Genomic DNA, 24,674 nt, shown 5'->3' with positions numbered 1-24,674 from the left:
GTATCAAATTAGAGGTCAATGCATCGCGATGCTTTTGACACTCCGTACTATACCAGGAGGGCTCTTTCTCTGTACACCTCCGAAAATCTCTAATTTACCTCATTTTCTTGAATACAGGAATGCTTTCATAAAGCAGAAACCAGTTATCCATTTTCCGAGAAACTTGGAAGCCGGCCTTAATTTCCAAGCATGGAGACCTTTGCTTATACCCGTTTCACCAGATATTTCCAATACCGTTTCGGTATGAAAAGAGGAAGCCGGCGAACGTACGGGTTCAGAACATAATCGAATCGTTAAAATTAAATTTCATGCCTCCAGTCTGGCTTTTGTCAGGGACCTCCTTGACGTTGCAGCCTTTTGCTCCGTATTTGCGGGAGAAATTTCAGTGATCCGAACTTCAGATAAATATCAGATAATTCAACGGTCTCTAAATTGTCTGGAATGTCCGGGATGAAGGGTTGATAGTCTGGAATACTCAGGCTTTCTATATTATAACTTTCCACCTTTTATAATTAATTAAAAATTTCTTAATGGTTCCTACTTATTAACAAGCTAGACTGGAAAGCGTAGAGAATTGAGCCCAGTGAAAGCAGGGAGGTGGAGTCGAGAGGTGGTGCAGACGGAACTTCAACATTTGAAAATTGCCGAATATTTGATTAACTGCATTAACACCGGCGTTTATCAGGAAGGAGATAAGATTCCTTCCGAAAATGAATTGTGCAGCCGGTTCGCAGCCAAACGATCAGTTGTGAGGCAGGCGATTGCACGTGCTGCGAATTTGGGCTGGCTGACTTCCAGACAGGGAAAAGGATCGTTTGTCAATAAGAAGCCTAGACCCGTTTCCTACAGCCTTTCATCGCAGACGCGATTCTCCGATAACATGGATGATCAGGGTATTGTGCATAGCTGCAAATTATTGAACTGTATGATGCGCCGGTCCTCCGAAACAGAAAAGCATTATCTGCAGCTTGAAAACGATCCGTCGGTTTATGAGCTCGAAATTCTGCGTTTTGTCAATCAATGTCCAATCTCTGTGACAACGACGCTTTTGCCGGCCGAAAAAGTACCCCGGCTTGAGCAGCATCTGATCAATTTTCATTCACTTTATCAAGTGCTGTCAGACTTCTATCATCTCATGCCCAGACGTTCGAAATCGATATTTCAGGCGATGCTGCCTGATACAAGGGATGCCGGACTGCTGGATATTCCCGAAAATGTTCCGATCATCAGGATTGAAAGCTTTGTCAATCACCTTAAAAATCATCCAATTGAATACAGCAACTCGCGAATTCGCGGAGATATGGAAAAAGGGCTCATCACTTTTTAAGGTGCATGGATCCGGCGGCGTGATTTCATCGCCTGACCCATGTTCCATTCAGTCAGATAACCATTCCGGAGGGAAAAGAAAAGTGAAAAAATTTTTGATTGGGGTTCTCATTTTAACATTGGTTCTCGTAACGACCGCCTGCTCGTCAAACGCTTCGGGAAGTGGTTCGGCAAACAACGGCAAAAAAGCACTGACCGTTGTCTGGTATCCGAATGAATCCGGTGCCGATATGAAAACTTCGCGTCAGGCACTTGATAAAGTCATTGCCCAGGCGACCGGCAAAAAAGTCATTGACAAATTGACGACCGATTACAACATTGCCATTGAAGCTGTCGCAAGCGGAAACGCGGATATAGGATTCCTCGCTGCCCAGGGATATATTGAGGCACACAAGAAGAACAGCAAGGTGCTGCCCCTTGTCGTCAATACCGGGGGATCCGGCACACTGAAGGATGCCGTGTATTACAGCTGGATCTCCGTCAGAGCGGCAGATGCCAGCAAGTATCAGACAAACGGCAAGTATTCGCTGGATAATATTGCCGGCAAGAAAATGTCATTTGTGTCGACTGCGTCCACTTCAGGCTTTATTATTCCGACCGCTCAGATTATTCACGATTTCAAATCGCAGAGCAAGTATAAAAATCTGAGCCAGAACGATCTGACCCAAGGCGGGAAGTTCTTCTCCCAGGTGCTCTTCGGTCAGACCCATCAAGGATCGGCGGTTAATCTTCTAACCGGCAAAGTGGACGTGGCTGCTTTCTGCGACACCGAACTGGAACGTTATGTCGATGTTGCCAGCGGTACATTTGACAAACCCGGAACAACTTACAAGGTTAAGAGCGGTGCTCCCGAACCTTTCAACAATCTGGCCGGCAAAGAATTTACAGCTCTCACGGTTACGCCTGTACTTAATGCACCGATCGTTATGAATACATCGACACTGAGCAAACAGGATCAGCAGAAACTGATCAGCACACTGACTTCGGATAAAGTGGCGAATGACAAGTCGATATTTGCCCCGGCAAATTCAAGCGCCATGTTCTTCAAGACAGGGAAAAATGATCGGTTTGTAAAAATCAATGACGCCTGGTTCGATCCGATCCGCAAACTGTCTGAATGACGGGGGATGCCTCCGGAACTTTATGAATGAAACGAGGAGTGAAACATGGCAACGTTATTAGAATTCAGAGATGTATCGAAACGATACGATAAAGACACTCTGGCGTTATCGCATGTCAGCTTCTCCGTAAATGAAGGGGAGTTAGTTTCCATCATCGGTCCTTCGGGGGCAGGGAAATCAACTCTCCTTCGTTGCATCAATCGGCTGGTTGAAGCGACAAGCGGGGAAATCATTTTTGACAAAACCAATGTACAGCAATTAAAAAAAGGAAAACTGAGAACGCTGCGGACAAAAATAGGAATGATTTTTCAGAATTATAATCTGGTGGACCGTCTGAGTGTCTTTGAAAACGTTCTGCACGGGCGGCTTGGCTATAAATCGTCCTTTACCGGTGCACTGGGCATATATCATGAAGACGAGAAGCGGCATGCCCTGGAGATCCTCAAGTCCCTGGGGCTGGAAGAGCAGGTTTACAAACGCTGCGATCAATTGAGCGGCGGCCAGAAACAGCGTGTCGGCATTGCCCGGGCCCTTGTCCAGGAGCCGAGAGTGCTGCTGGCCGATGAACCGATCGCTTCTCTCGATCCGAGCTCATCGAAAACAATTATGGACCACTTAAGAAATATCTCGACGTCGCTCGGCATAACGGTTCTCGTCAATCTGCATCAGCTCGATATCGCCCTGAATTACGCAGACCGGATTATCGGCATCAGTCAGGGAAAAGTTGTTTATGACGGATTGCCCGAAGAAATAACGGATGAAAAGATCCGGGCCATTTACGGTGCGGACAGCGAGGAACTGGATATCTCCATTTCAAAATTTAAAGAAGTGGCGCAGAAAAGATGAAGCATGATTTATTATTTAGAAAAAAGATACAGTCGCTCGTTATTCTTGCCATCCTGCTCATTATCGCCTATCTGGCCATGCTGCTGACACAATTCGATCTTCTCGACAGCTTGATTTCCATACCGAAAGCCATAGTATGGAGTGTCACGAATTTCTATCCCAATGCCTATTCATTGACGAAGATGCCGGATATTTGGGCAAAGCTCCGGGAAACGCTTCTTATATCGATTGCCGCTGCTTCCGTGGCCTCCGTTTTTGCGTTCGTTTTTGCGCTGTTCGGGTCAAGGGCTACGGAAGTCAATCGTTTTCTGGCCCTGATCGTCCGCTTTATTGCGAATATTTTCCGGAATATTGATGTCAGCATCTGGGCCCTTGTCCTGCTGTTCTCATTCGGGCAGAGCTCGCTGACCGGATATTTTGCCCTGTTTGTTGCTTCGTTCGGTTTTCTGACACGCGTGTTTATCGAAACGATCGACGAGGTCGGAGCCGACACAGTGGAGGCTCTGCGGGCGACGGGCGCCAATTACCTGTCGATTGTTTTTCAGGCAATCGTGCCGATGAGCATCCCTCTGATGATCAGCTGGGTCCTTTTCATGATCGAGACGAATATCCGGAGTGCCACGCTGGTCGGCATTCTGACGGGATCCGGGATCGGATTCATTTTTGATCTCTATTATAAAGGGATGGATTATAATTCGGCCAGCCTCGTGGTTCTTTCCATTGCTCTATCTATATTAGTTACGGAGTGGATCTCTAATTATGTAAGAAGGGCGATGTTATAAGTGGCAATAGGCAGAGCGGCAGAGCCGGCCGTATTCAATGGCGGCAATCAGAATCCCTATCGTTCTAAGAAAATTAAAATTAAACTGCTGACAAAATCCTCTCTCGCCATCCGCTTCACTGTATGGATGCTCATCCTGCTGACGATTGTCGGTTTTCTGACTTTCAATTATCAGAATGTAAAATTTTTTCAGGGCGTTAAAGCGACACTGGCCAATTTTAAAGTGATCTTTCTCACCCCTGCCTTTGCACATGTTACGTTTTTCGGGGCCATCAATGAATTGTTGGTCACGTTGTCTCTGGGTGTCCTGACAACGATACTCGGAGCGATCATCGCGCTGTTTCTCGGCATGTTTGCCGCCAAAAATCTGTCGGGCAGGAAAACTTCCAATGTGATCAAAGAATGTGTTGCCATCGTCCGTGCGGTTCCGACCGTTCTATGGGTGCTGATTTTTGCGGTGTCGGCAGGCCTGGGGAGCGTTGCGGCGGTCATCGGCATGTCTTTTCATTCAATCAGTTATTTGACGAAGGCCTACTCTGAATCTTTCGAGGAAATCAATCAGGGAACCATCGAGGCGCTTGAAGGGAGCGGTGCCAGCTGGTGGCAAATTATTTGGCAGGCCGTCATTCCCTCAACCATGACCTCATTGATCTCATGGACATTTATTCGTTTTGAAGTCAATTTCGGCGTGGCCGTCGCGATGGGCGCTGCGGCCGGTGCAGGCGGTATCGGCTATGACATGTACATGGACAGTTCCTATTATTATAATCTTCATGAAATGGGTGTCATTGCCTACTTAATATTGATTGTTGCCATGCTTCTTGAATACAGTTCGGTAAAAATAAAAGACAAAATAAGAGCCTGAACCTTCGCTTGAATCTGTCCGGCTGTGGAAAACGCGGCCGGCTTTTTTCCCGTGCCGGATCAGCTGCTTTCCCATGCCCATGGAGAAAAAATTAACCGTAATTTTACAAACAGTTAACTTCCGGCACTTATCAACAAGATATAGTTCAAGTGCAGACAAGATAAGCAGAAAGAAGGTTGGACCCAATAGCTGAGATGAACAAACGGCGTTTAAGCAAAATTCTTGTCAACTGCGATATGGCGCTGTTGAAAAAGCTGTCCGGTCAAGCGGAAGCCTTGGAAAAAATCCGGATTGAGAGAGCGCCGCAAACCTCCCTGGTCATGATGAAGACGAGAGATTCGGTATCGATGCAGCCGTTTTATATGGGCGAGGTGCTTGTCACCGAGTGCGCCGTATCCGTCAGGAATACATTCGGCATCGGTGTGGTCATCGGGGAGCAGCCGGAACGCGCCTACCGGATCGCTGTGATTGACGCGGCCCTGAATGCCGGGCTTCCGGCAGTCAAAGACTGGAGTCCGGTGCTGGAGGCTGCGGAGAAACGAATGACCGGACAGAGAAAGCTGGAACATGCCCGAGCGTCCGCATCCAAAGTGAATTTTGACACGATGGGGGAATTCCATGATCAACGCTAATTTGCCCGAGTTTGATGAAGTACGCGATACACAGATTGTCTTCCGCCAGCTGCTTGATTGCATGGCACGCCCCGGAAAAATTAATTCGGTCTCGCCGTTCCTGCGCAAAATCGGCACGCAGCTTCCCTGCTCGCCGAGAATGTTTATGATTGCGAGTATACTGCTTGATTATGAAGTCGGTTTTCATCTGATTAGTGCCGGTAAAATCGATGCGTTCCATTTCATTGAATGGAGGACGAGAAGCCGCCATGTAGCAATTGATCAGGCAGATTATCTTCTGGTTGATGCAGCGGTCGATGCCCGGGCAATCGATGAAATCATGGACACGGTCCGGACCGGTACGCTTCAGAGTCCCGAGCGGAGCGCGACGTTGATACTGGGCGTTGACGGCCTTTCCGATCGGGCCGGATTGCCGCTTGCGCTGACGCTTAAAGGCCCCGGGATCAAAGAAAAACGCCGGCTTTTCATTGCCGGAATGGATAAAGAATGGCTGGAAAAAAGGAAACAGGTCAATAAAGAGTATCCGACAGGCTGCGATTTTATTCTGATGACGGCAACAGGGGAAATGGCCGCCTTGCCGCGTACAACCTTTATTGAAAGCGAGGGATTGTAATGGGTTATGTTGCTGTCACGGGCGGACAGGAAGCGATTGAAGCGGCCGATCATCTGACGCAGTGGTATCGCCTGAAGGATGCCGACCATTCCCTGAAGGTGAGTGACATTGAACACCAGATGAGGCTGCTGATTGATCGGGTCATGGGCGAAGGAGGGCTTTACGCTCCCGAATATGCAGCCATCGCCTTGAAACAGGCTGAAGGCGATCCTGCCGAAGCGGCCTTTCTACTGAGAGCCTACCGATCCACACTGGCAAGAAATTATTATTCGGAGACCGTGGAGCCTGAAGAGATGCGCATCATCCGCCGGATCTCTTCCTCTTTTAAAGACATACCGGGCGGGCAGATGCTCGGGCCGACATATGACTACAGACACCGTCTGCTGAACTTTGATCTGAGGAACGAAGATTACCAAAACGCCCTGCATGATCTTCTGGATCGCCTTTCGATTGACCCGGATCAGTCCGCCCCGCTTAAGTTCCGGAAAGTGACCGATCTCCTGCGGGAGCAGGGACTGCTCGGCAAATCCGTTCTTTCCGAGGAGGAGCCTTTTGATATGACCCGTCAGAAATTGACGTTTCCGGCGCCGCGTTCCGCAAGACTTCAGGCGCTTGCACGGGGCGAGACGGGGGCGATGACGGCACTGGCCTACAGCAGCCTGCGCGGTTACGGGGCGGTGCATCCGACCATCGGTGAATTGCGTGTCGGCTATGCCGAGATGACGATTCCTTATCCTTACGATGAACAGGAAAGTCTATACATCGGTGAAGTGATGCTGACGGAAGTAGAGACGATCAATTCGTTTACTCTGAACGATGACGGAGCGGTGACTTTCCGGCTGGGGTACGGCCTGACCTTTGGACAGAATGAAACAAAGGCGATTGCCATGGCCATTTTGGAACAGAGTTTGGAAACGGAGGGAGAAAGTCCGACGCAGGATGAAGAATTTGTGCTGCTGCACATCGACAGCGTGGAAGCGAACGGTTTTGTCTCCCATCTGAAGCTGCCTCACTACATCACTTTCCAGTCCAAGCTGGATGTCCTCCGCCAGTCCCGGAAACTCTCCATGGACAAAAAGAAGCATGACAGGCAAATTTCTAAGGAACCGGAGATGTGAAAGCATGGATTTCCAGCTGCTGCAAACGTATAATTACGCATTTTTGGACGAGGGATCGAAACGCGAGATCCGCCGGACGGCTTTGAAAGCCGTCGCAATCCCCGGCTATCAGGTGCCCTTTGCGTCCAGAGAATTGCCGATCGGCCGCGGATGGGGGACCGGAGGATTGCAGCTGACGCTCTCGCTGATCGGCGCCGGCGATTGCCTGAAGGTGATCGATCAGGGCCACGACGACAGCGTCAATGCCGTCAGCATTAAAAAGCTGGTCAAAGCCTGTACGCAAATCACGACGACTACCGATTCGGAGCAGGCATCGATTATCCAGACGAGGCACCGGATTCCGGAAGCTGCGCTTCGGCAGGATCAGATTCTTGTATTCCAGGTACCGGAACCCGAGCCTCTGCGCCGTGTCGAGTCCCGCGAACAAGAAACGAAACGGCTGCACGCGGAGATGGATTACAGCAGTATCTGGCTGCGGCTGTATGAAGACATTGTAAAATGGGGAAAAATCACGATCGGCCCCGATTATCCGGCAATGGTGAATCATCGTTATATTATTAACCCGAGCCCGATCCCCCGGTTTGATCTTCCTAAACTGAATCAGGCGGAAGGTTTGTATCTGTTCGGGGCGGGACGGGAAAAGAAAATATATGCCGTTCCGCCTTATACGGATGTGATACCGCTCGCTTTCGAAGACTACCCGTTCGAAACGGAACATTTTGAAGGATGCAGATGCCGCCTCTGCGGGGGCACGGACACCTTCCTTGATGAGATCTACGATGAGCAGACGGGCGAAAAGGTTTACCAATGTTCTGATACGGATAATTGCCGGAAGAGACGGGAAAGGAGACATTCGATTGAGTGACATGATGGATCGGCCGATTCTCAGTATCCGTGATTTGAACAAACGGTTCGGCAAGGGGTGTATCCATTGCCAGAATCCGGAGGATCTGCCGGATTCCAATAATCGCTGCCCTTACTGCGGAAGTGTCTGGGCATGCATTCACGTTGATCTTGACCTTTATGAAGGCGAAATTCTCGGCATCGTCGGTGAGAGCGGATCCGGGAAAAGCACATTGGTCAGGAGTCTGTATTTCGACGCCCCTGTGACGTCCGGAACCGGCCTGATCGCCACCTTTAAGGAAGGGAAAGCCAATATTTTTGCTGAATCTGCGCAACAAAAACGCTATATAAAAAATTACCTGATGGGAATGGTCTATCAGAATCCGTGGCTCGGCCTGAAGATGAATTTCTCAAGCGGCGGAAATATTGCAGAGAAGCTGATCGCTGCCGGTACTTTCAACGTTCATCAGATCCGGAACCGCGCCGCCGCTCTGCTCGAGCATGTGGAAATTCCCTTAAGCCGGATGGATGAAAAACCCGTTCATTTCAGCGGCGGCATGCAGCAGAGGGTTCAGATTTCAAAGGCGCTGGCAAATAATCCTTCGATTCTCCTGCTTGACGAAGTGACAACCGGCCTCGATTTGTCGGTTCAGGCCCGCGTTCTTGACTTGATCCGCAAAATTCAGCGTGAAAGCCATACGGCCATGATTGTCGTTTCCCATGATCTCGGTGTGATCCGTATGCTCTGTGACCGGACGATTGTCATGAAGCAGGGCCGGTTTGTGGAAAGCGGCCTGACCGACCAGATCCTTGAAGATCCGCATCATCCCTACACGCAATTGCTTGTTCAATCTTTGTTGTGAGGTGCCGGCATGAAAATTTATCATGGTAAAATTGTAACTCCCGATCAGGTCATTGGGCAGGGAACGCTGTCGATTGAAGATGACACGATCACGGCTATTGAAAAAGCAGAGCCGGCTGTCATCGAATCCGGCGACATCGATGCCGGCGGCTGCTGGGTGATGCCCGGGATCCTCGATTCACACAGCGATGCGATCGAAATCGAAATTGAACCGAGACCGACAAGCAAGTTCCCGATTGAACTTTCTTTTTTTGAACTGGAAAAGAAGCTGGCGAGTGAAGGCATCACGACAATCTTTCACTCCATTTCCCTGATGAAAAGCAATACGGTCCGCTGGCCGAGACAGAATGAAACCGTCTTTAAGCTGATCGAAGATATCGACCGGCTGGCTAAGGGAAGCCGCCTGATCCGCCATAAGACGCATCTGCGTTATGAGATTGCCAATCTGGATGCGGCGGCCAAGGTTGAAGATCTGATCCGGCAAGGGAAAATTAATGAGTTTTCACTGACCGATCATACACCCGGCCAGGGTCAGTACCGCGATCTTGAAGTCCAGCGCCGCCTGCTTGTCGGCCACCGCCACTATTCGGAAGCAGAGGCCGACGCGATCATCCGGGAAACGATGCACCAGCCCAAGCTGAATCCGGAAGCGATTAAAGAGCTTGCCCATCTTGCGGTACGGCAGGGCATCCCGGTCGCTTCTCATGACGACGACACGCTGGAAAAACTGCTGGTCATCCATGACTGGAAGGCATCGATCAGTGAATTTCCGATTACGATTGAAGTGGCCAGAGCGGCGAAAGATATGGGAATGTTTGTCGTTATGGGGGCTCCGAATCTATTGCTGGGCAAATCGCACAGCAACAACCTGTCGGCCGGGGAGGCGGTTCGGGAAGGGCTGGTCGATATGATCTGTTCGGATTATTATCCTTCCTCTCTGCTTCATGCTGTCTTTAAACTTCATTATGATCTGGGCATGACTTTCCCGGATGCGGTCAATATGGTGACGCTGAATCCGGCCCGTGCCATGAAACTGAACCGTCAGCTCGGTTCACTAGAAATCGGTAAAAAAGCGGATGTCTTAATTGTAGCTGAAAATCAGAAGCGGCCGGTCCTGCAGACAGTAATCGTCGATGGCAAAAAGGTGTGCCAATTGACGTATCTTGCTCCGGACCATGTAGATACTTTAGTGAAATAGGTGATAACTATGACAGAGCACAGGCTGCTGAGCGAACAGCCGACCATTGATCCGAGTTCAACGGTCATCGACAGTTATCTGGGAAGCTGGACCGATATCGGGCCGAATACAAAAATAGAAGAAACAGAGTTCGGCGATTACAGTTACACGGACGGAGACGCGACCATCATTTATTCAACTATCGGCAAGTTCTGTTCCATCGCTTCTCATGTTCGTATCAATCCGGGCAATCATCCGATGTGGCGGGTAACCCAGCATCATCTGACCTACCGGAGAATCCGATATCGGTTTTCAGACACGGATGATGACACGATTTTTGACTGGCGCCGGGAAAACAGAGTCACGATCGGCCATGATGTCTGGATCGGCCACTCGGCGACGGTGATGCCCGGAGTCACGATCGGGACAGGGGCGGTCGTCGGTGCCGGAGCGGTGGTCACAAAGGACGTTGAACCCTATACAATTGCCGTCGGGGTTCCTGCAAGACCGCTTCGCAGGCGATTTTCCGATCCTATTATTAAGGATTTTCTGAAAAGTCAATGGTGGAACTGGGACCGCAGCCAACTTGAAGAGCATTTTCATGAATTGTGCGATGTCGATTCCTTTTTGAAATTAATTCATGAACGAAGGTGATCGAAATGCAGGAGATGCTTCGGGTAGACCGATTGCAGAAAATCTTTGCGATGCACCAGTCCGGCCGAAAGAAAATTGTAGGGTGCGATAACATCAGCTTCTCGGTCCGAAAAGGAGAATTTCTGGGTATAGCCGGTAAAAGCGGAGCAGGCAAATCGACTATTTTAAAGTGCATCTACAGAACATACCTGCCTACGGGAGGGCATATCTATTATCCTTCCGAACAATTTGGGACGATTGATCTTGCCGATGCGGAAGAAAGAAAAATCATCGCCATCCGAAAAAAAGAAATCAGTTATGTTTCGCAGTTTCTTGATATCATGCCCCGGGTCACGGCGCTGGAATTTGTCATGGAATCGGTGCTCGCCCTGGGGGAAAACGAGTTTTCCGCAAAACAGAAAGCAGAAGAAATACTGAATTATTTTGTGATTCCCGAATCCCTCTGGAATACATTTCCGAGAACATTCAGCGGCGGTGAAAAGCTGCGCCTCAATCTTGCCCGGGCGATGGTCGGACAATCAAGGCTGCTGCTGCTTGATGAACCGACGGCTTCTCTCGATCAGGCGTCGAAAGAGACGGTCAGGGCGCGTATTAATGAATTGAAACGAAGCGGCACGACGATGATCGGAATCTTTCACGACCTTGATTTTATGGAATCCGTTGTCGACCGGAATTATAAGCTTGAATTCGGACTTTTGAAAGAGGCCTGATTGAACTATGACAGAGATACGCGAACTGAAACCGGAAGAAATACGTATATATCTTCGCCTTTTAAGCGAACTTGACGAAAAGAAGAGGATGCCGGAAGAGGAGGCACGGGCGCTTTTCCATGAAATTCGGCGCTATCCGTACTATAAAATCTACTGCGTCTGTCCCGAAGACAAGATGATCGGGACCTATACGCTGATTATCCTCGATAATTTCGGGCACGGAGGCCTGAAAATCGCGATTGTAGAAAATGTGGCCGTCGCCCCGGATGCCCGCCATGCCGGAATCGGACGAAAAATGATGGATGATGCCATGCAGCGCGCAAAAGATAACGGATGCTACAAATTGATGCTTTCCAGTGATATAAAAAGAAGCGGCGCCCATGCCTTTTACGATAGTTTGGGTTTTCAGAGACACGGAATCAGTTTTAGAACGGAGCTGAACAAATGACCATCGATTTGCACTGCCATACCAACACTTCCGATAACTCCTTTTCGATCGGGGACGTTGTTCATATCGCCGGGCGGAACGGCGTCGATCATCTGGCGATCACCGACCATGATACGACGATCGGTCTCGATCGGGCCGTGAATCTAGGAAAAAGTGCCGGGATAGATATCATTCCGGGTATCGAAATTTCAGCCTACGATTTCCGCCGGGACCGGCGCGCCCATATTCTCGGCTTATATGTGAAACCCGGCCATCCGGCGCTGGAAAGGCTCTGCGGTCCGCTCAGGGAGGCCCGCCAGAACGCTTCTTATCAAATGGTTGAAAAACTGGTCCGGGCTGGCTACGAAATCAGCTGGAAAGAAGTTTCCAAGCTGGCGGAAGCGGGAACAGGCGTTTTTAAACAGCATATCATGCACGTCCTCATTCAAAAAGGGTACACGAGCGCTATTTACAGCAGCCTGTATAAAAAGCTCTTTTATAGGGGGGACGATCGGAGTCCTGCGGGAGCGGCTTTCGTCCCGGTCCGCTATCTCGATGCGGGCGACGCCATTCACGCTATTCGCGAAGCAGGAGGCGTTCCGGTTCTTGCCCACCCCGGTCAGTTTGACAATTTTTCCGCCGTGGCGGATTGGGTCCGTGAGGGATTGGAAGGGATTGAAGTCCGCCATCCTCTGCATGGCAAGCAGGCAGAACAGAGAGCGCAGGAACTGGCGGCAAAGTATCATCTGGTGCAGACGGGCGGTTCCGATTTTCACGGATTTTACAGCGATACCGATTCCGTTCCAGGATTAAAATGTGCGGAGCCTGACTGGTTCGCGGCGCTTCAGATCAGGAGAGATCTTGTCCACACGCAACAATGAGAAATTTCCGCGTTCCGGCTTTCTCTCGGAGAATCCATTTTTCATGCAGTCGGGCCAGCTAAAGATTCATTGAACGGCAGGAGGACGATGCACAGATAAGATAAGAATAGAAAACCTCAAAGGGCACCCGCTGCAAGCTGCCCTGAAACAAGAGGGGCCTATGAGTACCAGTGCCGGCTTTCCTTAATGGCAGAAAGCGGTGCCGACAATGATCAGCAGAATGAACAGAACGACGATCGGAGCCAAACTGCTGCCGTAGCTGCAGCCCCGTCATATCCAAAGAGCAGATACCTCCTGTTACTTGATCGTACAGCATTAACAGACAGGGAGAAAAAACTTTTTAAATTAAGAAAACAACGTAGACACGATGCGCGGGGGTGCAGGAAAAGGATGGAAACGTTTCTCGATTGATCTTTGATAGTCTCAAACAAATGTTTATTTAATGCGATCCGCAGCACGGACGATCTGCGGCCAGGACCCGCGTTCCCGGTCAATTGCCAATGGGCCGGCATATCACCAGTAAAAAGCAAAATATCAACAGTTAACGGACCGGAATCAATAAGCGCGAATAATCAGAACAGCAAACTGTACCCGATTGATTTAATCAACCGCGGCAGGCCGTTTAGCAATTTATCGGTCCTAACGGTCCAGATAAAACTCCTGATGGGGCGATACTCCGCCTGAACAGGGCGAATCGGCCCCATTTTAGGGCGATTGTTCACTGCTTTAGGGCGATTCAATCTTTTTCCGGGGCGATAAACTTCTGACGGGGTGATACTCCGCCAGAATAGGGCGAATCGGCCCCATTTCCGGGCGATTGTTCACTGCTTTAGGGCGATTCAATCTTTTTCCGGGGCGATAAACTCCTGATGGGTCGATACTCCGCCAGAATAGGGCGAATCGGCCCCATTTTAGGGCGATTGTTCACTGCTTTAGGGCGATTCAATCTTTTTTCGGGGCGAAAAACTCCTGACGGGGTGATACTCCGCCTGAACAGGGCGAATCGGCTCCGTTTCGGAGCGATCGCTCGCTGCCTTAGGGCGATTCAATCTTTTTCCGGGGCGATAAACCCCTGATGGGGCGATACCCCGCCTGAACAGGGCGATTGTCGAATTTTTCAGGATGAGGGGATACCGGCCGGCGGCCTGATTGGATCGGATTTCAGCCCATTATCGGCCGTTAGTAGCAGTTTATCGGTTGACATGCACGGTTTATCGATCGCGGCACGCTCTTCGTCTTTCGGGAGATGACAGTCTCGGAAAGAATCGATCATCAATTGACGGTACAGCAGGAAAATCGGCTAAAGAGAGACTCATATTTTAATTTAATTTTCTACTTCGCTAATATGGTAAAGCAGTAAAATATGTGATATAGTAAATCTTGCACGAATGAAGCAATAACTATTCCCCATCTTTTTGCATCTCGGCGAGAGATGTTAAGAGAATCTTAAGAAACAGGCGATAGGATAAGCTTATTCAATGAGTTTAACCCCCTGTTTCGGGCCCGAGAGGGTCTTTTTTTTTGGATGACACGGAGAGATCGGCTGATCCCGGATCATCATGGGTAATTTACGCGCTTCGGCAGCCCCTCGTTTCTGTCTCTTCCTTTACAATAAAGAGCTCTTCATGAATTTTTATTCCTTATCCCGGCAGATACCGCCTATTCGTGAAAGCGCTATTCAAATGACAACAAATTGAAACAGTTTACAGCTTATGATTAGTTATCTAGTGATAATATTTATATGAATGCTATATTTATGAAAAATTGTGTCGGGTCCTTCAATTTTTAAAAGCTTCAGTTATAATAAGCGAGAATGAATAGAAGCACAGGGGGGGCATTTTTTTGGACAGTCAGAAGGTCATTGTGGTCGGAGCGGGAATATCGGGACTGGCTGCGGTTTATTATGTGAAAAAGCGGCGGCCGCAGGCTCGGGTCGTTCTGCTCGAGGCTTCCGGACGAATCGGTGGAAAGGTAAAAACCGTGCGCCGTGACGGCTTTTTAATCGAATGCGGGCCGGAGGGTTATATGGCGCGCAAGCCGACACTGACGGCGCTGATTAAAGAGCTGGGGCTGGGCGATCAGCTTGTCCGATCAAATACAGGTACATATTATATTTATGTCAATCATCGTCTCAGAAGAATGCCGGCAGGATCGGTTATGGGTATTCCGACAAAGATGCTTCCGATGGTAACGACCGGCCTGATCAGTCCGATGGGCAAGCTGCGTGCGGGGCTCGATCTGCTGATTCCGCGTGTTTACAGGGGCAGGGATATTTCATTGGCCGAGTTTTTCGGCAGGAGGCTCGGGCCGGAGCTGGTCACCAATATGATTGAGCCCCTGTTATCCGGGATCTACAACGGCAATCTGTCGGATATGAGCCTGGAAGCGACGCTGCCGCAATTTGCGTCAATCGAAAAAAAACATCGAAGCCTGATTCTGGGTATGAAACACATTCAGCCGCCGAAGCAGGCGGGAGCGCCGAAAAAGGCCGAGGGACGTTTTCTGAGCCTTTCCTGCGGGCTCGATGTCCTGCCGGAGAGGCTGGCGTCGTTTGCGGACGACGTCATAATGAATACACCGGTCAGCCATGCGGAGCCCGGCAAGGCTGTTCTGAGTGACGGCACAGTCATGGAAGCCGATGCCGTCATTGTGGCGACTTCGCCGAAACAGCTGGGCCCGCTGCTTGATTTTCCGGAGGCGTGGAGCCTGACAAATGATAAACGGTCCACCACGGCAACCGTAGCGATGGGCTTCAAAAAAGATGCGGTGCAATCGTTGGACGGAACGGGCTACGTCGTGTCGAGAAAAGAGGGGCTCAATATTACCGCATGCAGCTGGATGGACCGTAAATGGTCCCATGCGGCCCCGAAAGACTGCGCACTCGTCCGCACGTACGTCGGAACAGCGGACAATGCGGCCATTGTTGAAGAGAGCGACGCAGAAATTGAGGAAAAAGCCCTGGCCGACTTAAGAAGGGTCGGGAAACTTGGCACTCCGCTGTTTTCGGTGATTACTCGTCAAATAGACAATATGCCGCAATATACCGTCAATCATATCCAACGTGTGCAGGCATTTGAGCAGGCATTGGAAAACAGGGCAGGGGTCTATGCATGCGGAGCCATGTTCCATGGTGTCGGCCTTCCGGATTGTGTGGACAATGCCATGAATGTAGCGGAAAGAGTCGGAGCGTATTTGGAAGAAAAAGAGAAAGCGGTGAACGAATGATGATGGTACGCGACTATAATCAGGACCCTTTTATCGCAATCTGGGAAGTCACCCGGATGTGCCCTTTTCATTGCAAACACTGCCGGGCAGCCGCCCAGCTGCATCCCTATCCGGGAGAACTCTCGACGGAGGAAGGAAAAGAGCTGATCGATCAGATCTACTCGATGCATAACCCGCTGCTTGTCTTCTCAGGCGGCGATCCGCTGATGCGGGACGATCTCTTTGAACTGGCGTCCTATGCATCGGGGAAGGGGATGCGTGTTTCGATAACGCCCTCCGCGACGCCGCGCGTGACGAAAAAAGCCGTGCTCCGCTCTAAAGAAGCCGGCATTGCGCGCTGGGCTTTTTCTCTGGACGGCCCGGACGCGAAATCGCACGATGACTTCCGCGGAGTCCCGGGCATTTTCGACCGGACAATGAAGGGGATCTCTTATTTAAACGAACTGGGGATAAAATTTCAGATTAACACAACGGTCACCAAATATAATGTGGATCAATTGCCTGAGATGGCCGAGCTGATGAAAACATGCGGTGTTTCTGTCTGGACGCTGTTCTTTCTTGTACCGACAGGGCGCGGGAAAGCCCTTGAACCGGTTACTCCGGAGCAGCATGAAGAAGTCCTGCGCTGGGCATTCAATCTGCAGGAACACATGCCGTATATCGTGTCGACAACCGAAGCGCAGTTTTACCGCCGCGTCGCTTTTCAGGAAAATCAGCGCCGCAGGAAACTGGGCCTGAAACTGATCGGAAGGCCTCATGACGATCTGGCCAAAGCACCGCGGGGAACGAATGACGGCAACGGATTTGTGTTTATCAGTCATACGGGAGATGTGCAGCCCTCGGGATTTCTGCCGATCAATTGCGGGAATATCCGTGATATGCCATTGCCGGATATTTACCGGAATCATCCGGTGTTTAAGGCACTGCGCGACCCGGATTCCACAAAAGGAAAATGCGGCGTGTGCGAGTTCCGTTTTATCTGCGGAGGTTCGAGGTCGAGAGCCTATGCGGTTACAGGAGATTATAAGGCTGCCGAACCGTACTGCATTTATATTCCGAAGAAGTACAGAGAGGCTGCGCAGGCTAATCTCTGACCGGGGGCATAGGAAACGGCGCGTCCGGATGATCGGATGTCTTCTGCAAAAAGAGCGGCGGCTCCGTGTAAAAAAGAGGAATGCCATCAAAAAAAGCGGCATTCCTCTTTTCCTTTTTTCTGCGTTTTAAAATCTGTTCAAAATTATATTATCTTGCCTGGACGCGGCTTGCGTGGACGGAAGATTTCCGCGCGGCGGCCAGCCTGCTTTCGCGGTTATCGGAAATAAAGGCGATGCAGGAGCCGGCCAGAATAAGCACGATTCCGGAAAGAACGTTTACCGTCATGGCTTCGCCAAGAATAAACAGGGCAAGAATCGGAGCGAGAGCCGGCTTAATGAAGAAGACCAGCGATGCGGTCGCCGCCGATGTTTCTTCCATCGCCAGGAAGTAGAAGCTGAATCCGAGGCCGGTAACGAAGACGCCAAGATAAATCAGGCTGGGCAGTGTGCTCCAGGAAATTCCCTGCAGGACGGGAACATTGCTGAAAGTACCGAGTCCGATGCTTTGCAGCCAGTGGGCGACCGAACCGATTTTAGTTATCAGGATCAAGACAAAAAGTTCGGCACTGCCTGCCAAAAAACTGAAACTGCTCTGGACAACGCCGTCATAGCCGAACTTCAGACTGCCTCTTCTGCCGATAATGCCGTAAAGCGCAAAAGTAACTGCGGCCAGGAGCGACAGCGTCATGCCGGTCACATTGGTCAGATTTTCAGGATTGACGATAAATATCATGCCTGCCAGGCTGATCAACAGCGACAGCAGCGACAGTTTCGTCAGCTTTTCTTCTAGAAAGAAATGAGCGAACGGAATCAGGAACACGGCATTGCAGCTGAACAGGATAGCGACGATCGACGCCTTTGAATAGACGATAGCCATCTGAAAGAAGGTCATGCTGACAACCACACACATGAAACCGGAGAACAGAAAATACAGGATATTGCTCTTATTAAGCGAAAATCCGCTTCCTTTTAAGTGCTGTATCGCCAGCGGTGCTAGAATAATAGACCCAATTAAGAAACGAAGCAGATTCAATTGCAGAGGGTTAAAGTCGGAAGCTGCCAGTTTGATGGCAATTTCCATCGTACTGAAAAAAAGCGTGGAGAAGGCTATAAAAATGTAGCCTTTTTTCATTTTTCAAAACCTCGATTTCTCACCATAAATTTTAGGTGATCTGATCGCTTCAGAAAAATCTTAGCCGCGAAAGACCGGCTTTTCCAGAAAATGTAATGTAAGCGTAAACAACTAATATATATTGGCTCTATATTCACAAGCATTAATATAGCACAGATATTAAAAATATGTAACCTACTTTCAACTGGATATTCATGATTTTTCATATCACGGCAAAAAAATTTTTGATAAATCCGATTACAATTCCCTGCTCCTGTATTTGAATCTGTTTCTGATATGTTAAAATAAAAAAGGAAGCAGAAAGACAAAAGGGCGGGTGATCACGTTGTTATTCTCAAAGATTCTGGTTTCTTATGATGATTCGGAGTTGTCAAAGAAAGCGCTTCAAAAAGCAGCCGAGATTGCGCAGCTGGACGATCACACGATTCTTGACGTGCTCAATGTTGTGACCGTGCCGACAAATCAGTTTATTGTCGGCGATGTCTACCGCGAAGTACGGGAATCCACGTTGAAATTCGGAAAAGAGATTGTCGGCCGGACGGAAGAGACTTTGCGCGATCTTCCCAACATCACCCATACGTTCGTCAAAGAAGGACAGCCGGTGCGAACCATTCTTGAATTTGCCGACGATAATAGGTATGACCTGATTGTCATCGGCAGCAGAGGCCTGAGCGGGATTAAGGAGTTTCTGGGAAGTGTCAGTCACGGCGTTGTGCAGCGGTCGAAGATTCCGGTTCTGATTGTCAAGTAGAGAGACAGGAAAGCGGCCGGGTTCCGCAGTCAGCTCAATTTTTTGTGATTCAGGCACTCCGGCCCGGAGTGCCTTTTTCGTACCTTTGAATGAATAAAAGATGATTAAATAGATAACCCGGCGGGAACAATAAAAAGAGGCAGATGAATTGAAGTGACAGAACAGGATGCGATCAGAAAGACCAGACGGGCCGTTACACGGTCCGCTCTTGTCGAGGATTTTCACAGACTCGGTTTAAAAAAGACGATGACAGTGATTGTTCATACGTCAATGAGCCGGATCGGATGGGTGTGCGGCGGCCCGGTCACAGTGATTGAGGCACTGCAGGAAGTGCTGACGGCGGAAGGCACCCTTGTCATGCCGGCGCACAGCGCAGATGTCTCGGATCCGAGCGACTGGGATAATCCGGCCGTTCCGGCTTCCTGGTGGCAAAGCATATACGCGGAAATGCCGCCCTTTGATCCCGAACGGACACCGACACTGGGCATGGGCCGAGTAGCGGAATGTTTCAGGACTTTTCCGGGGGTAAAACGGAGCAGCCATCCGATCTATTCTTTTGCCGCCTGGGGTGCCGGAGCAAGTGCAATCATATCGGAGCACGCACTGGACGACGGTCTCGGCCCGGCGTCTCCGTTAGGAAAGATATACGATCGCAACGGTTTTGTGCTGCTTCTCGGCGTCGGCTACGGCAACAATACGTCGATGCATCTCGGCGAGTGCCTTGCCGGACGTTTGCGGATGATCAGACGTTCGAGCCCGGTTCTGATTCATGACGAGAAACAGTGGGTGACCTATCGCGATTGGAACTATCATGAGGAAAGGTTTTCAAGGATCGGGAAAGCCTTTGAAAAAAGCGCCGGCAGCAAGGCGCTGCAAAGCGGAATGATCGGACAGGCAAAATCGATGCTGATGTCTCAGCGGGCAATTGTTGATTTTACGTTTGAGACAATCCGAAAAGGATAACAGATCGGATTCTCTTTTTCATATTAACAAAAATTTAATCAACAGGTTATTTTGCCTCAACATCTTGAGTACATAATTAAATTATCAAAGCAATCAGGCGCAGAATCGATTATTGAGTTCATTCTCTGACAGGAGATGATGAAAGTGGAGGCCAAAAAAACAGAACGCATAGAAACAGAGGAACCGCAGCAGAGCAGCGGCGATCATACGGATCAGCAGACGGCCAGACTGAACCGCAAGCTGTTTCTGACCAACTGTGTCCTGGCCATTTCCATTGCTGTCAATGTCAAACTGCTTTTCGGATAATAGGGCAGGTCGCCGGATGGACGGAACAGGAAGAAAGGTATTTCCGATCTATCAAGATGCATAAATTAAAAAAATGTAGAAATAATGGGAAGAGCGCGTTTCCATTATTTTTTTATTGCTTTTTTATAGAAAAAAGTGACAGAGCCGGCAGAACGGAATCGAATAAACTAATTTGATAAAAGACAAGCTTGGTATGGAGAATCGAAAATATGAAAGCAAACATGTTTTATGCAGGCGTCATTGCCGTTTTTCTGAGCCTGGCTGCCTGTTCGGGTACGGTTCATCAAATAAAGCCGACGGATGTTCAGAAGAACAAACCTGCGGCACAGACAAGTCCGGCGGTAAAAACGGTTTCGTCTCTCAGCCATAAGGGATTGTACACCGTTGCCAATCCAGACAGCACACTTGTCCTGGTTAATAAATATTTTAAGCTGCCGGACAATTATGTTCCCAAGCAGCTTGTATCTGTCAATGTTCCGTTTATTACCGGTGAGAAATCCGAACTGACGGAGATGCGTCCCGTTGCCGCGAAAGCTCTGGAGATCATGTTCGCCGCCGCTAAGAAAGACGGGGTTCAGCTTGCGGGTGTGTCGGCTTATCGCTCCTACAAGTCCCAGACAACGCTTTTCAACACTTATGTCCGGGAAGACGGTGAAAAAAAGGCACTGACATACAGCGCCAGGCCCGGAACAAGCGAACATGAAACCGGCCTGGCCGTTGATGTTTCAGGGATCAACGGCCAATATGCGGCGACGCCCGCCTTCGCAACAACGGCCGAGGCTGCCTGGCTGGCGGCCCATGCAGCGGAATATGGTTTTATCATCCGCTACCCAAAAGGAAAAGAATCGGTAACGGGCTATGAATACGAGGCGTGGCATCTTCGCTACGTGGGGCCTGCCGCCGCAAAGGAAATCACTGAAAAAGGCCTCGCCCTTGAGGAATATCTGGGCAAAGTTTCTGTTACACACTGACGGGCTGCCAAAGATTGCCGTTCATGGATTCCCACTCTATGGGCAATCTATAAGGGTTCACGAAAGAGTGAATAAAATGATTCATGGTGGTGAGCGGAATCATGAAGCGAAGACGGAGGCTTCTTCCACTGATTACGACGATCGGTATTGGTGCGGCTGTTTATCAATTATTGAGGCCCAATAACCGGATCGGACAGGCAGTCAGAAATCGGATGAATCAGATGGTACAGCAGAAGAAATTGTTTCCGGATACTTAACCGGAAACGGGAATCCGTTCGTTGGATTCCTGTTTTTATACAGACAAGAAAAACATCGGAAGAAAAGATGCAGATATTCCAAAACAACCTTAAAATCATAGAAGGGGTATAATAGGATGGGCGGCATCCCTGTAAGACAAGTTTAGTTTACATTCAGGATAGAATGGGCCATGTGTGAAGATTCGGAAAGACTGAACTGTGGAAATGCCAATAGTCAGAATATATGATTTTTTATTTTTGCCTTTACAAGCCTTCACATTCTGTATATAATTAAGAACGTCGATTGCGGCGGAGAGACATGGCCCGTTCGTCAAGCGGTTAAGACACCACCCTTTCACGGTGGGTTCATGGGTTCGAATCCCGTACGGGTCACTTTGGAGGATTAGCTCAGCTGGGAGAGCGTCTGCCTTACAAGCAGAGGGTCATAGGTTCGAGCCCTATATCCTCCATTATTTCGCCGGTCTAGCTCAATTGGCAGAGCAACTGACTTGTAATCAGTAGGTTGGGGGTTCAAGTCCTCTGACCGGCACCATTGATCGATGCGCAGCGACGGTATGGAGGGATAGCGAAGAGGCTAAACGCGACGGACTGTAAATCCGTTCCCTATGGGTTCGAAGGTTCGAAACCTTCTCCCTCCACCACTATAAATTTTATTTAACTGCGGGCCATTAGCTCAGTTGGCAGAGCATCTGACTCTTAATCAGAGGGTCGAAGGTTCGAGGCCTTCATGGCCCACCATTTATCTTGTTTTGCGGGTGTGGCGGAATTGGCAGACGCGCTAGATTCAGGTTCTAGTGTCCTTTACCGGACGTGGAGGTTCAAGTCCTCTCATCCGCATTGATTGTTTAACCGGAGGTGCGTTTTGAAAGGCTTTTGAGGCGGGGACAGGCAGTCCGCGCTGTTTCATCGGATAAGCTTTTTCGAGGGCGCCTTTTATTTTGCGGAAGTAGTTCAGTGGTAGAACATCACCTTGCCATGGTGGGGGTCGCGGGTTCGAATCCCGTCTTCCGCTCCATTTATTGCGGGGCCTTAGCTCAGCTGGGAGAGCGCCTGCTTTGCACGCAGGAGGTCAGGGGTTCGATCCCCCTAGGCTCCACTCCGGTTCTTACATAAGATGGTGCAGGATCCCCGGTTATACAATCGGGAATCCTGCTGCTTTTTTGGACTGAGCAGGAAAAGCCGCCCCCGGGGGCGGCTTTTCTCTTTCGGAGCACCGTACAGGCCCCGGCATCGGGCGTTCAATCAGTTTTTCATGATCAGATCCGTCACATCGCGCCGCATGGTCTGCGGCACATTCTGATCGGGTTTTCCGATGCGGACGAGCATCTGAATCGTGCTTCCGTCCGCCGCATAATCACGGTGTATGCCGTTGTAAAGTTTCTTCATTTCCGGATATTCTTCCAGAGCCTGGCTGAGCGGCTGAACGGCGAGCCCCAGATGACCGGCCTCAAGAATCAGCCGGCTGTATATCAGGCCGCTTTTCACCTGGCTCTCACGGCGGTTGTCTTTCGTCTGAATCATGATATATGCCGGCGTGCTGTCAACCGATGCCTGCGTCGATTTGACGAAGAGGTCCGACGCCGCTTTTCCGCTGTTCATCGAAGGAAAAAGTGTGACAAGCCCCTGAAGCAGGTGGACCATGATTCCGGATGTGCCCTGGCCTTCGACGGAAAATCCATAGCGATATTTATTCTTTTGATATTCGTTGGCCCGGAAAATCGCGGCCGATTCATCCATAACCCGCTTCACACCGGACTCAACGACGGCGCTCTTCATCGCATAATCGTTCAATCGGGCGACATCCGCCTGATCCTGATAAACTTTCACCGATACGTCCGGTTCTGAGAGGCTTTCGAGGCGGCCGGTCTGTGCGGCGGTCAGCCTGTCCGCTTTATAAGGCCCTCTGTTCGTGTCCGGGACAAACAGCGCACTATAGAGGGGGCTCTGCTGCGGGCCGGTCTTCCCGAGTGTAATTTTTGCGACCGGTTTTGTATCCATGCTTGTCGAAAGGTTTTTCTCATCGTAGGCTCCGTCCGGAAATAAGGATATATCCGTTCGGTAGCCGATTTTCTCGCCGGCGACTTGCATGTAGGCCAGAAAGGTCCCCTGAGAGACCATCATCTGGCGCGCATAGGGGTCGACTTCGTTTGTCATCCGTCTGCTGTCCGCGTAAAGGTAAAAGATCCTCGGGTCGCTCTTGTCAAGCCGGATTTTCCACGGCTGCATGTTGTGGCCGTTCGCCGCAAGAAGCCCGTATGCCGCCAGCTGAATGCGCGGATCGTCAAATTTCAGCGCATAATTTTTATTCCACGGTTCCAGGTAATGCCGCGGAAGGAAAATGCCGCTGATCAGAAGAAGAAAAAGAAATGCCGCCAGAATGACGGTGCCCAGGCTGCAAAGAATGATGAGCATTGTTTTTTTCACTCCCTGTTTTTTCATTCATGAAAACCTCCGTTTTCGTTTCGAAGCGAACGGATCATCATTTGGAAAGCAGCTGAAATCAGATCCCCAGCCGATATGTGATGATAATTCTGAATATAGTTGGCTTTGACCTTCGATGTATTAAATACGCCGACCATACAGGACCACAGGACAATCGCCGTTTCTACAGGATCCAGATCATTCCTGAAGCTCCCCTCCTCCTGGCCTTTTCTAAGCAGGCCGGCCAGCATATCGAAGACTTCCTCACCGAGCCTGTAGCATTCTTCTCTTGACTGATCGGGGATCCCCTTCTGAAAATCGCTCTCGCCGTTTTCATAGGAGAAGACAGCAGCGAAATAATCGGGAAAATCGGTACTGAATCGGTAAAAGGCATAGGTCATCCGCTCAAGTCTGTCACCGGCGGGGCCGGTTTTCACGCTCTTCTCTTCCTTTTTCAGCAAAGCAATAAGCTGCCTGTACCCGCGGATCATCACTTCAAAGTGAAGCTGTTCTTTGCCTGTGAAATAGGCATAGACCGTACGTTTGCTGAAATGTGCTTCACGGGCTACGTCATCCATCGTCGACTGCTCATATCCCTTTGAAAAGAACAGCTTTTCCGCGGCGCCGATTATTTTATCTCTGCGCATGGCTTTTTCCTCTTCAAGTTTCACTGGTGCCACCTCCGATAGCGATGAGTG

General features: G+C 49.8%; 25 protein-coding genes, 8 tRNA genes and 1 pseudogene. 30 read left to right on the top strand and 4 right to left on the bottom strand.

What is annotated here, in order from left to right; translation table 11 throughout:
* Nucleotides 1-610 precede the first annotated feature (610 nt).
* From OYT88_RS15935 to OYT88_RS15865, 15 genes are all read left to right on the top strand, one after another.
* A complete protein-coding gene (locus OYT88_RS15935) occupies nucleotides 611-1,327 on the top strand; it encodes a GntR family transcriptional regulator (protein WP_274401317.1) in 717 nt (238 codons plus the stop codon).
* An 82-nt stretch (nucleotides 1,328-1,409) separates the two neighbouring features.
* Nucleotides 1,410-2,447, top strand: a complete 1,038-nt coding sequence (locus tag OYT88_RS15930) for a PhnD/SsuA/transferrin family substrate-binding protein (RefSeq protein WP_274401316.1) — start codon at nucleotides 1,410-1,412, stop codon at nucleotides 2,445-2,447.
* A gap of 45 nt (nucleotides 2,448-2,492) precedes the next feature.
* On the top strand, nucleotides 2,493-3,293 hold the full coding sequence (gene phnC, locus OYT88_RS15925; RefSeq protein WP_274401315.1) for a phosphonate ABC transporter ATP-binding protein: 801 nt from the start codon (nucleotides 2,493-2,495) through the stop codon (nucleotides 3,291-3,293).
* The gene (locus OYT88_RS15920; protein WP_274401314.1) at nucleotides 3,290-4,075 is read left to right on the top strand and encodes an ABC transporter permease subunit; all 786 of its coding nucleotides are present in this window, start codon (nucleotides 3,290-3,292) and stop codon (nucleotides 4,073-4,075) included. Before phnC ends, OYT88_RS15920 begins: the two co-directional genes overlap by 4 nt.
* The gene (locus tag OYT88_RS15915) at nucleotides 4,076-4,939 is read left to right on the top strand and encodes a PhnE/PtxC family ABC transporter permease (RefSeq protein ID WP_332239114.1); all 864 of its coding nucleotides are present in this window, start codon (nucleotides 4,076-4,078) and stop codon (nucleotides 4,937-4,939) included.
* Between the two features lie 176 nt (nucleotides 4,940-5,115).
* Nucleotides 5,116-5,571, top strand: a complete 456-nt coding sequence (gene phnG / locus OYT88_RS15910) for a phosphonate C-P lyase system protein PhnG (protein WP_274401313.1) — start codon at nucleotides 5,116-5,118, stop codon at nucleotides 5,569-5,571.
* Complete coding sequence (gene phnH / locus OYT88_RS15905) at nucleotides 5,558-6,184, top strand: phosphonate C-P lyase system protein PhnH (RefSeq protein WP_274401312.1); 627 nt, start codon at nucleotides 5,558-5,560, stop codon at nucleotides 6,182-6,184. The genes phnG and phnH overlap by 14 nt, the downstream gene beginning before the upstream one ends.
* Nucleotides 6,184-7,302: a carbon-phosphorus lyase complex subunit PhnI gene (locus tag OYT88_RS15900; RefSeq protein ID WP_274401311.1), complete on the top strand. Its 1,119-nt coding sequence runs from the start codon at nucleotides 6,184-6,186 to the stop codon at nucleotides 7,300-7,302. Before phnH ends, OYT88_RS15900 begins: the two co-directional genes overlap by 1 nt.
* A 4-nt stretch (nucleotides 7,303-7,306) precedes the next feature.
* A complete protein-coding gene (locus tag OYT88_RS15895) occupies nucleotides 7,307-8,167 on the top strand; it encodes an alpha-D-ribose 1-methylphosphonate 5-phosphate C-P-lyase PhnJ (RefSeq protein WP_443217525.1) in 861 nt (286 codons plus the stop codon).
* Nucleotide 8,168: 1 nt separating this feature from the next.
* A complete protein-coding gene (locus OYT88_RS15890) occupies nucleotides 8,169-9,008 on the top strand; it encodes an ATP-binding cassette domain-containing protein (protein WP_274401328.1) in 840 nt (279 codons plus the stop codon).
* Between the two features lie 9 nt (nucleotides 9,009-9,017).
* Nucleotides 9,018-10,205, top strand: a complete 1,188-nt coding sequence (locus OYT88_RS15885) for an alpha-D-ribose 1-methylphosphonate 5-triphosphate diphosphatase (protein ID WP_274401310.1) — start codon at nucleotides 9,018-9,020, stop codon at nucleotides 10,203-10,205.
* A gap of 9 nt (nucleotides 10,206-10,214) precedes the next feature.
* Nucleotides 10,215-10,838: a DapH/DapD/GlmU-related protein gene (locus OYT88_RS15880; protein WP_274401309.1), complete on the top strand. Its 624-nt coding sequence runs from the start codon at nucleotides 10,215-10,217 to the stop codon at nucleotides 10,836-10,838.
* Between the two features lie 5 nt (nucleotides 10,839-10,843).
* Nucleotides 10,844-11,548 (top strand): phosphonate C-P lyase system protein PhnL, encoded by a 705-nt coding sequence (phnL, locus tag OYT88_RS15875; protein ID WP_274401308.1) that lies wholly within the window; start codon nucleotides 10,844-10,846, stop codon nucleotides 11,546-11,548.
* Nucleotides 11,549-11,555: 7 nt separating this feature from the next.
* The gene (locus OYT88_RS15870) at nucleotides 11,556-11,996 is read left to right on the top strand and encodes a GNAT family N-acetyltransferase (RefSeq protein WP_274401307.1); all 441 of its coding nucleotides are present in this window, start codon (nucleotides 11,556-11,558) and stop codon (nucleotides 11,994-11,996) included.
* On the top strand, nucleotides 11,993-12,856 hold the full coding sequence (locus tag OYT88_RS15865; RefSeq protein ID WP_274401306.1) for a PHP domain-containing protein: 864 nt from the start codon (nucleotides 11,993-11,995) through the stop codon (nucleotides 12,854-12,856). Before OYT88_RS15870 ends, OYT88_RS15865 begins: the two co-directional genes overlap by 4 nt.
* Before the next feature lie 183 nt (nucleotides 12,857-13,039).
* On the opposite strand, the pseudogene OYT88_RS15860 reads toward OYT88_RS15865, so the two are convergent.
* A pseudogene (locus tag OYT88_RS15860) lies at nucleotides 13,040-13,123 on the bottom strand (YjcZ family sporulation protein); the annotation flags it as partial.
* Nucleotides 13,124-14,698: 1,575 nt separating this feature from the next.
* Here OYT88_RS15860 and hemG point away from each other — a divergent pair.
* Nucleotides 14,699-16,081: a protoporphyrinogen oxidase gene (hemG, locus tag OYT88_RS15855; RefSeq protein WP_274401305.1), complete on the top strand. Its 1,383-nt coding sequence runs from the start codon at nucleotides 14,699-14,701 to the stop codon at nucleotides 16,079-16,081.
* A complete protein-coding gene (locus tag OYT88_RS15850; RefSeq protein ID WP_443217524.1) occupies nucleotides 16,078-17,175 on the top strand; it encodes a TIGR04053 family radical SAM/SPASM domain-containing protein in 1,098 nt (365 codons plus the stop codon). Before hemG ends, OYT88_RS15850 begins: the two co-directional genes overlap by 4 nt.
* Nucleotides 17,176-17,323: 148 nt before the next feature.
* On the opposite strand, the gene OYT88_RS15845 is transcribed toward OYT88_RS15850, so the two are convergent.
* Nucleotides 17,324-18,307, bottom strand: coding sequence for a DMT family transporter (locus OYT88_RS15845; RefSeq protein ID WP_274401304.1), 984 nt, complete (start codon nucleotides 18,305-18,307; stop codon nucleotides 17,324-17,326).
* Between the two features lie 325 nt (nucleotides 18,308-18,632).
* On the opposite strand from OYT88_RS15845, the gene OYT88_RS15840 reads away from it, so the two are divergent.
* From OYT88_RS15840 to OYT88_RS15780, 13 genes are all read left to right on the top strand, one after another.
* Nucleotides 18,633-19,058 carry a universal stress protein gene (locus OYT88_RS15840; RefSeq protein ID WP_274401303.1) on the top strand — a complete coding sequence of 142 codons (426 nt, stop codon included), beginning with the start codon at nucleotides 18,633-18,635 and terminating at the stop codon, nucleotides 19,056-19,058.
* Between the two features lie 153 nt (nucleotides 19,059-19,211).
* Nucleotides 19,212-20,021 carry an AAC(3) family N-acetyltransferase gene (locus OYT88_RS15835; RefSeq protein WP_274401302.1) on the top strand — a complete coding sequence of 270 codons (810 nt, stop codon included), beginning with the start codon at nucleotides 19,212-19,214 and terminating at the stop codon, nucleotides 20,019-20,021.
* Nucleotides 20,022-20,165: 144 nt separating this feature from the next.
* On the top strand, nucleotides 20,166-20,327 hold the full coding sequence (locus OYT88_RS15830; RefSeq protein ID WP_274401301.1) for a hypothetical protein: 162 nt from the start codon (nucleotides 20,166-20,168) through the stop codon (nucleotides 20,325-20,327).
* Between the two features lie 209 nt (nucleotides 20,328-20,536).
* Entirely contained in the window at nucleotides 20,537-21,298 is a 762-nt protein-coding gene (locus OYT88_RS15825) for a M15 family metallopeptidase (RefSeq protein WP_274401300.1), read from the top strand.
* Nucleotides 21,299-21,399: 101 nt separating this feature from the next.
* Nucleotides 21,400-21,555: a hypothetical protein gene (locus OYT88_RS15820; RefSeq protein ID WP_274401299.1), complete on the top strand. Its 156-nt coding sequence runs from the start codon at nucleotides 21,400-21,402 to the stop codon at nucleotides 21,553-21,555.
* Between the two features lie 300 nt (nucleotides 21,556-21,855).
* Nucleotides 21,856-21,927: transfer RNA gene (locus tag OYT88_RS15815), tRNA-Glu, on the top strand.
* Nucleotides 21,928-21,931: 4 nt separating this feature from the next.
* A tRNA-Val gene (locus tag OYT88_RS15810) sits at nucleotides 21,932-22,004 on the top strand.
* Nucleotides 22,005-22,011: 7 nt separating this feature from the next.
* Nucleotides 22,012-22,087 (top strand) — tRNA-Thr (locus OYT88_RS15805).
* A 24-nt stretch (nucleotides 22,088-22,111) separates the two neighbouring features.
* A tRNA-Tyr gene (locus OYT88_RS15800) sits at nucleotides 22,112-22,196 on the top strand.
* A 21-nt stretch (nucleotides 22,197-22,217) separates the two neighbouring features.
* Nucleotides 22,218-22,293, top strand: a tRNA-Lys gene (locus tag OYT88_RS15795).
* 13 nt (nucleotides 22,294-22,306) lie between these two features.
* Nucleotides 22,307-22,392: transfer RNA gene (locus tag OYT88_RS15790), tRNA-Leu, on the top strand.
* Nucleotides 22,393-22,495: 103 nt separating this feature from the next.
* Nucleotides 22,496-22,570: transfer RNA gene (locus OYT88_RS15785), tRNA-Gly, on the top strand.
* Nucleotides 22,571-22,578: 8 nt separating this feature from the next.
* Nucleotides 22,579-22,651, top strand: a tRNA-Ala gene (locus OYT88_RS15780).
* 146 nt (nucleotides 22,652-22,797) lie between these two features.
* Here the strand turns inward: OYT88_RS15780 and OYT88_RS15775 are convergent.
* Nucleotides 22,798-23,994, bottom strand: a complete 1,197-nt coding sequence (locus OYT88_RS15775) for an Acg family FMN-binding oxidoreductase (protein ID WP_274401298.1) — start codon at nucleotides 23,992-23,994, stop codon at nucleotides 22,798-22,800.
* Nucleotides 23,991-24,647 (bottom strand): TetR/AcrR family transcriptional regulator, encoded by a 657-nt coding sequence (locus tag OYT88_RS15770; RefSeq protein WP_274401297.1) that lies wholly within the window; start codon nucleotides 24,645-24,647, stop codon nucleotides 23,991-23,993. Before OYT88_RS15770 ends, OYT88_RS15775 begins: the two co-directional genes overlap by 4 nt.
* Nucleotides 24,648-24,674: the final 27 nt, after the last annotated feature.

The sequence above is a fragment of the Sporolactobacillus sp. CQH2019 genome (assembly GCF_028765345.1).
In the GTDB taxonomy this organism is placed as follows: domain Bacteria; phylum Bacillota; class Bacilli; order Bacillales; family Sporolactobacillaceae; genus Sporolactobacillus.
Note: the sequence above shows the minus strand (reverse complement) of the source record. Positions and strands in the feature narration are given on the sequence as shown.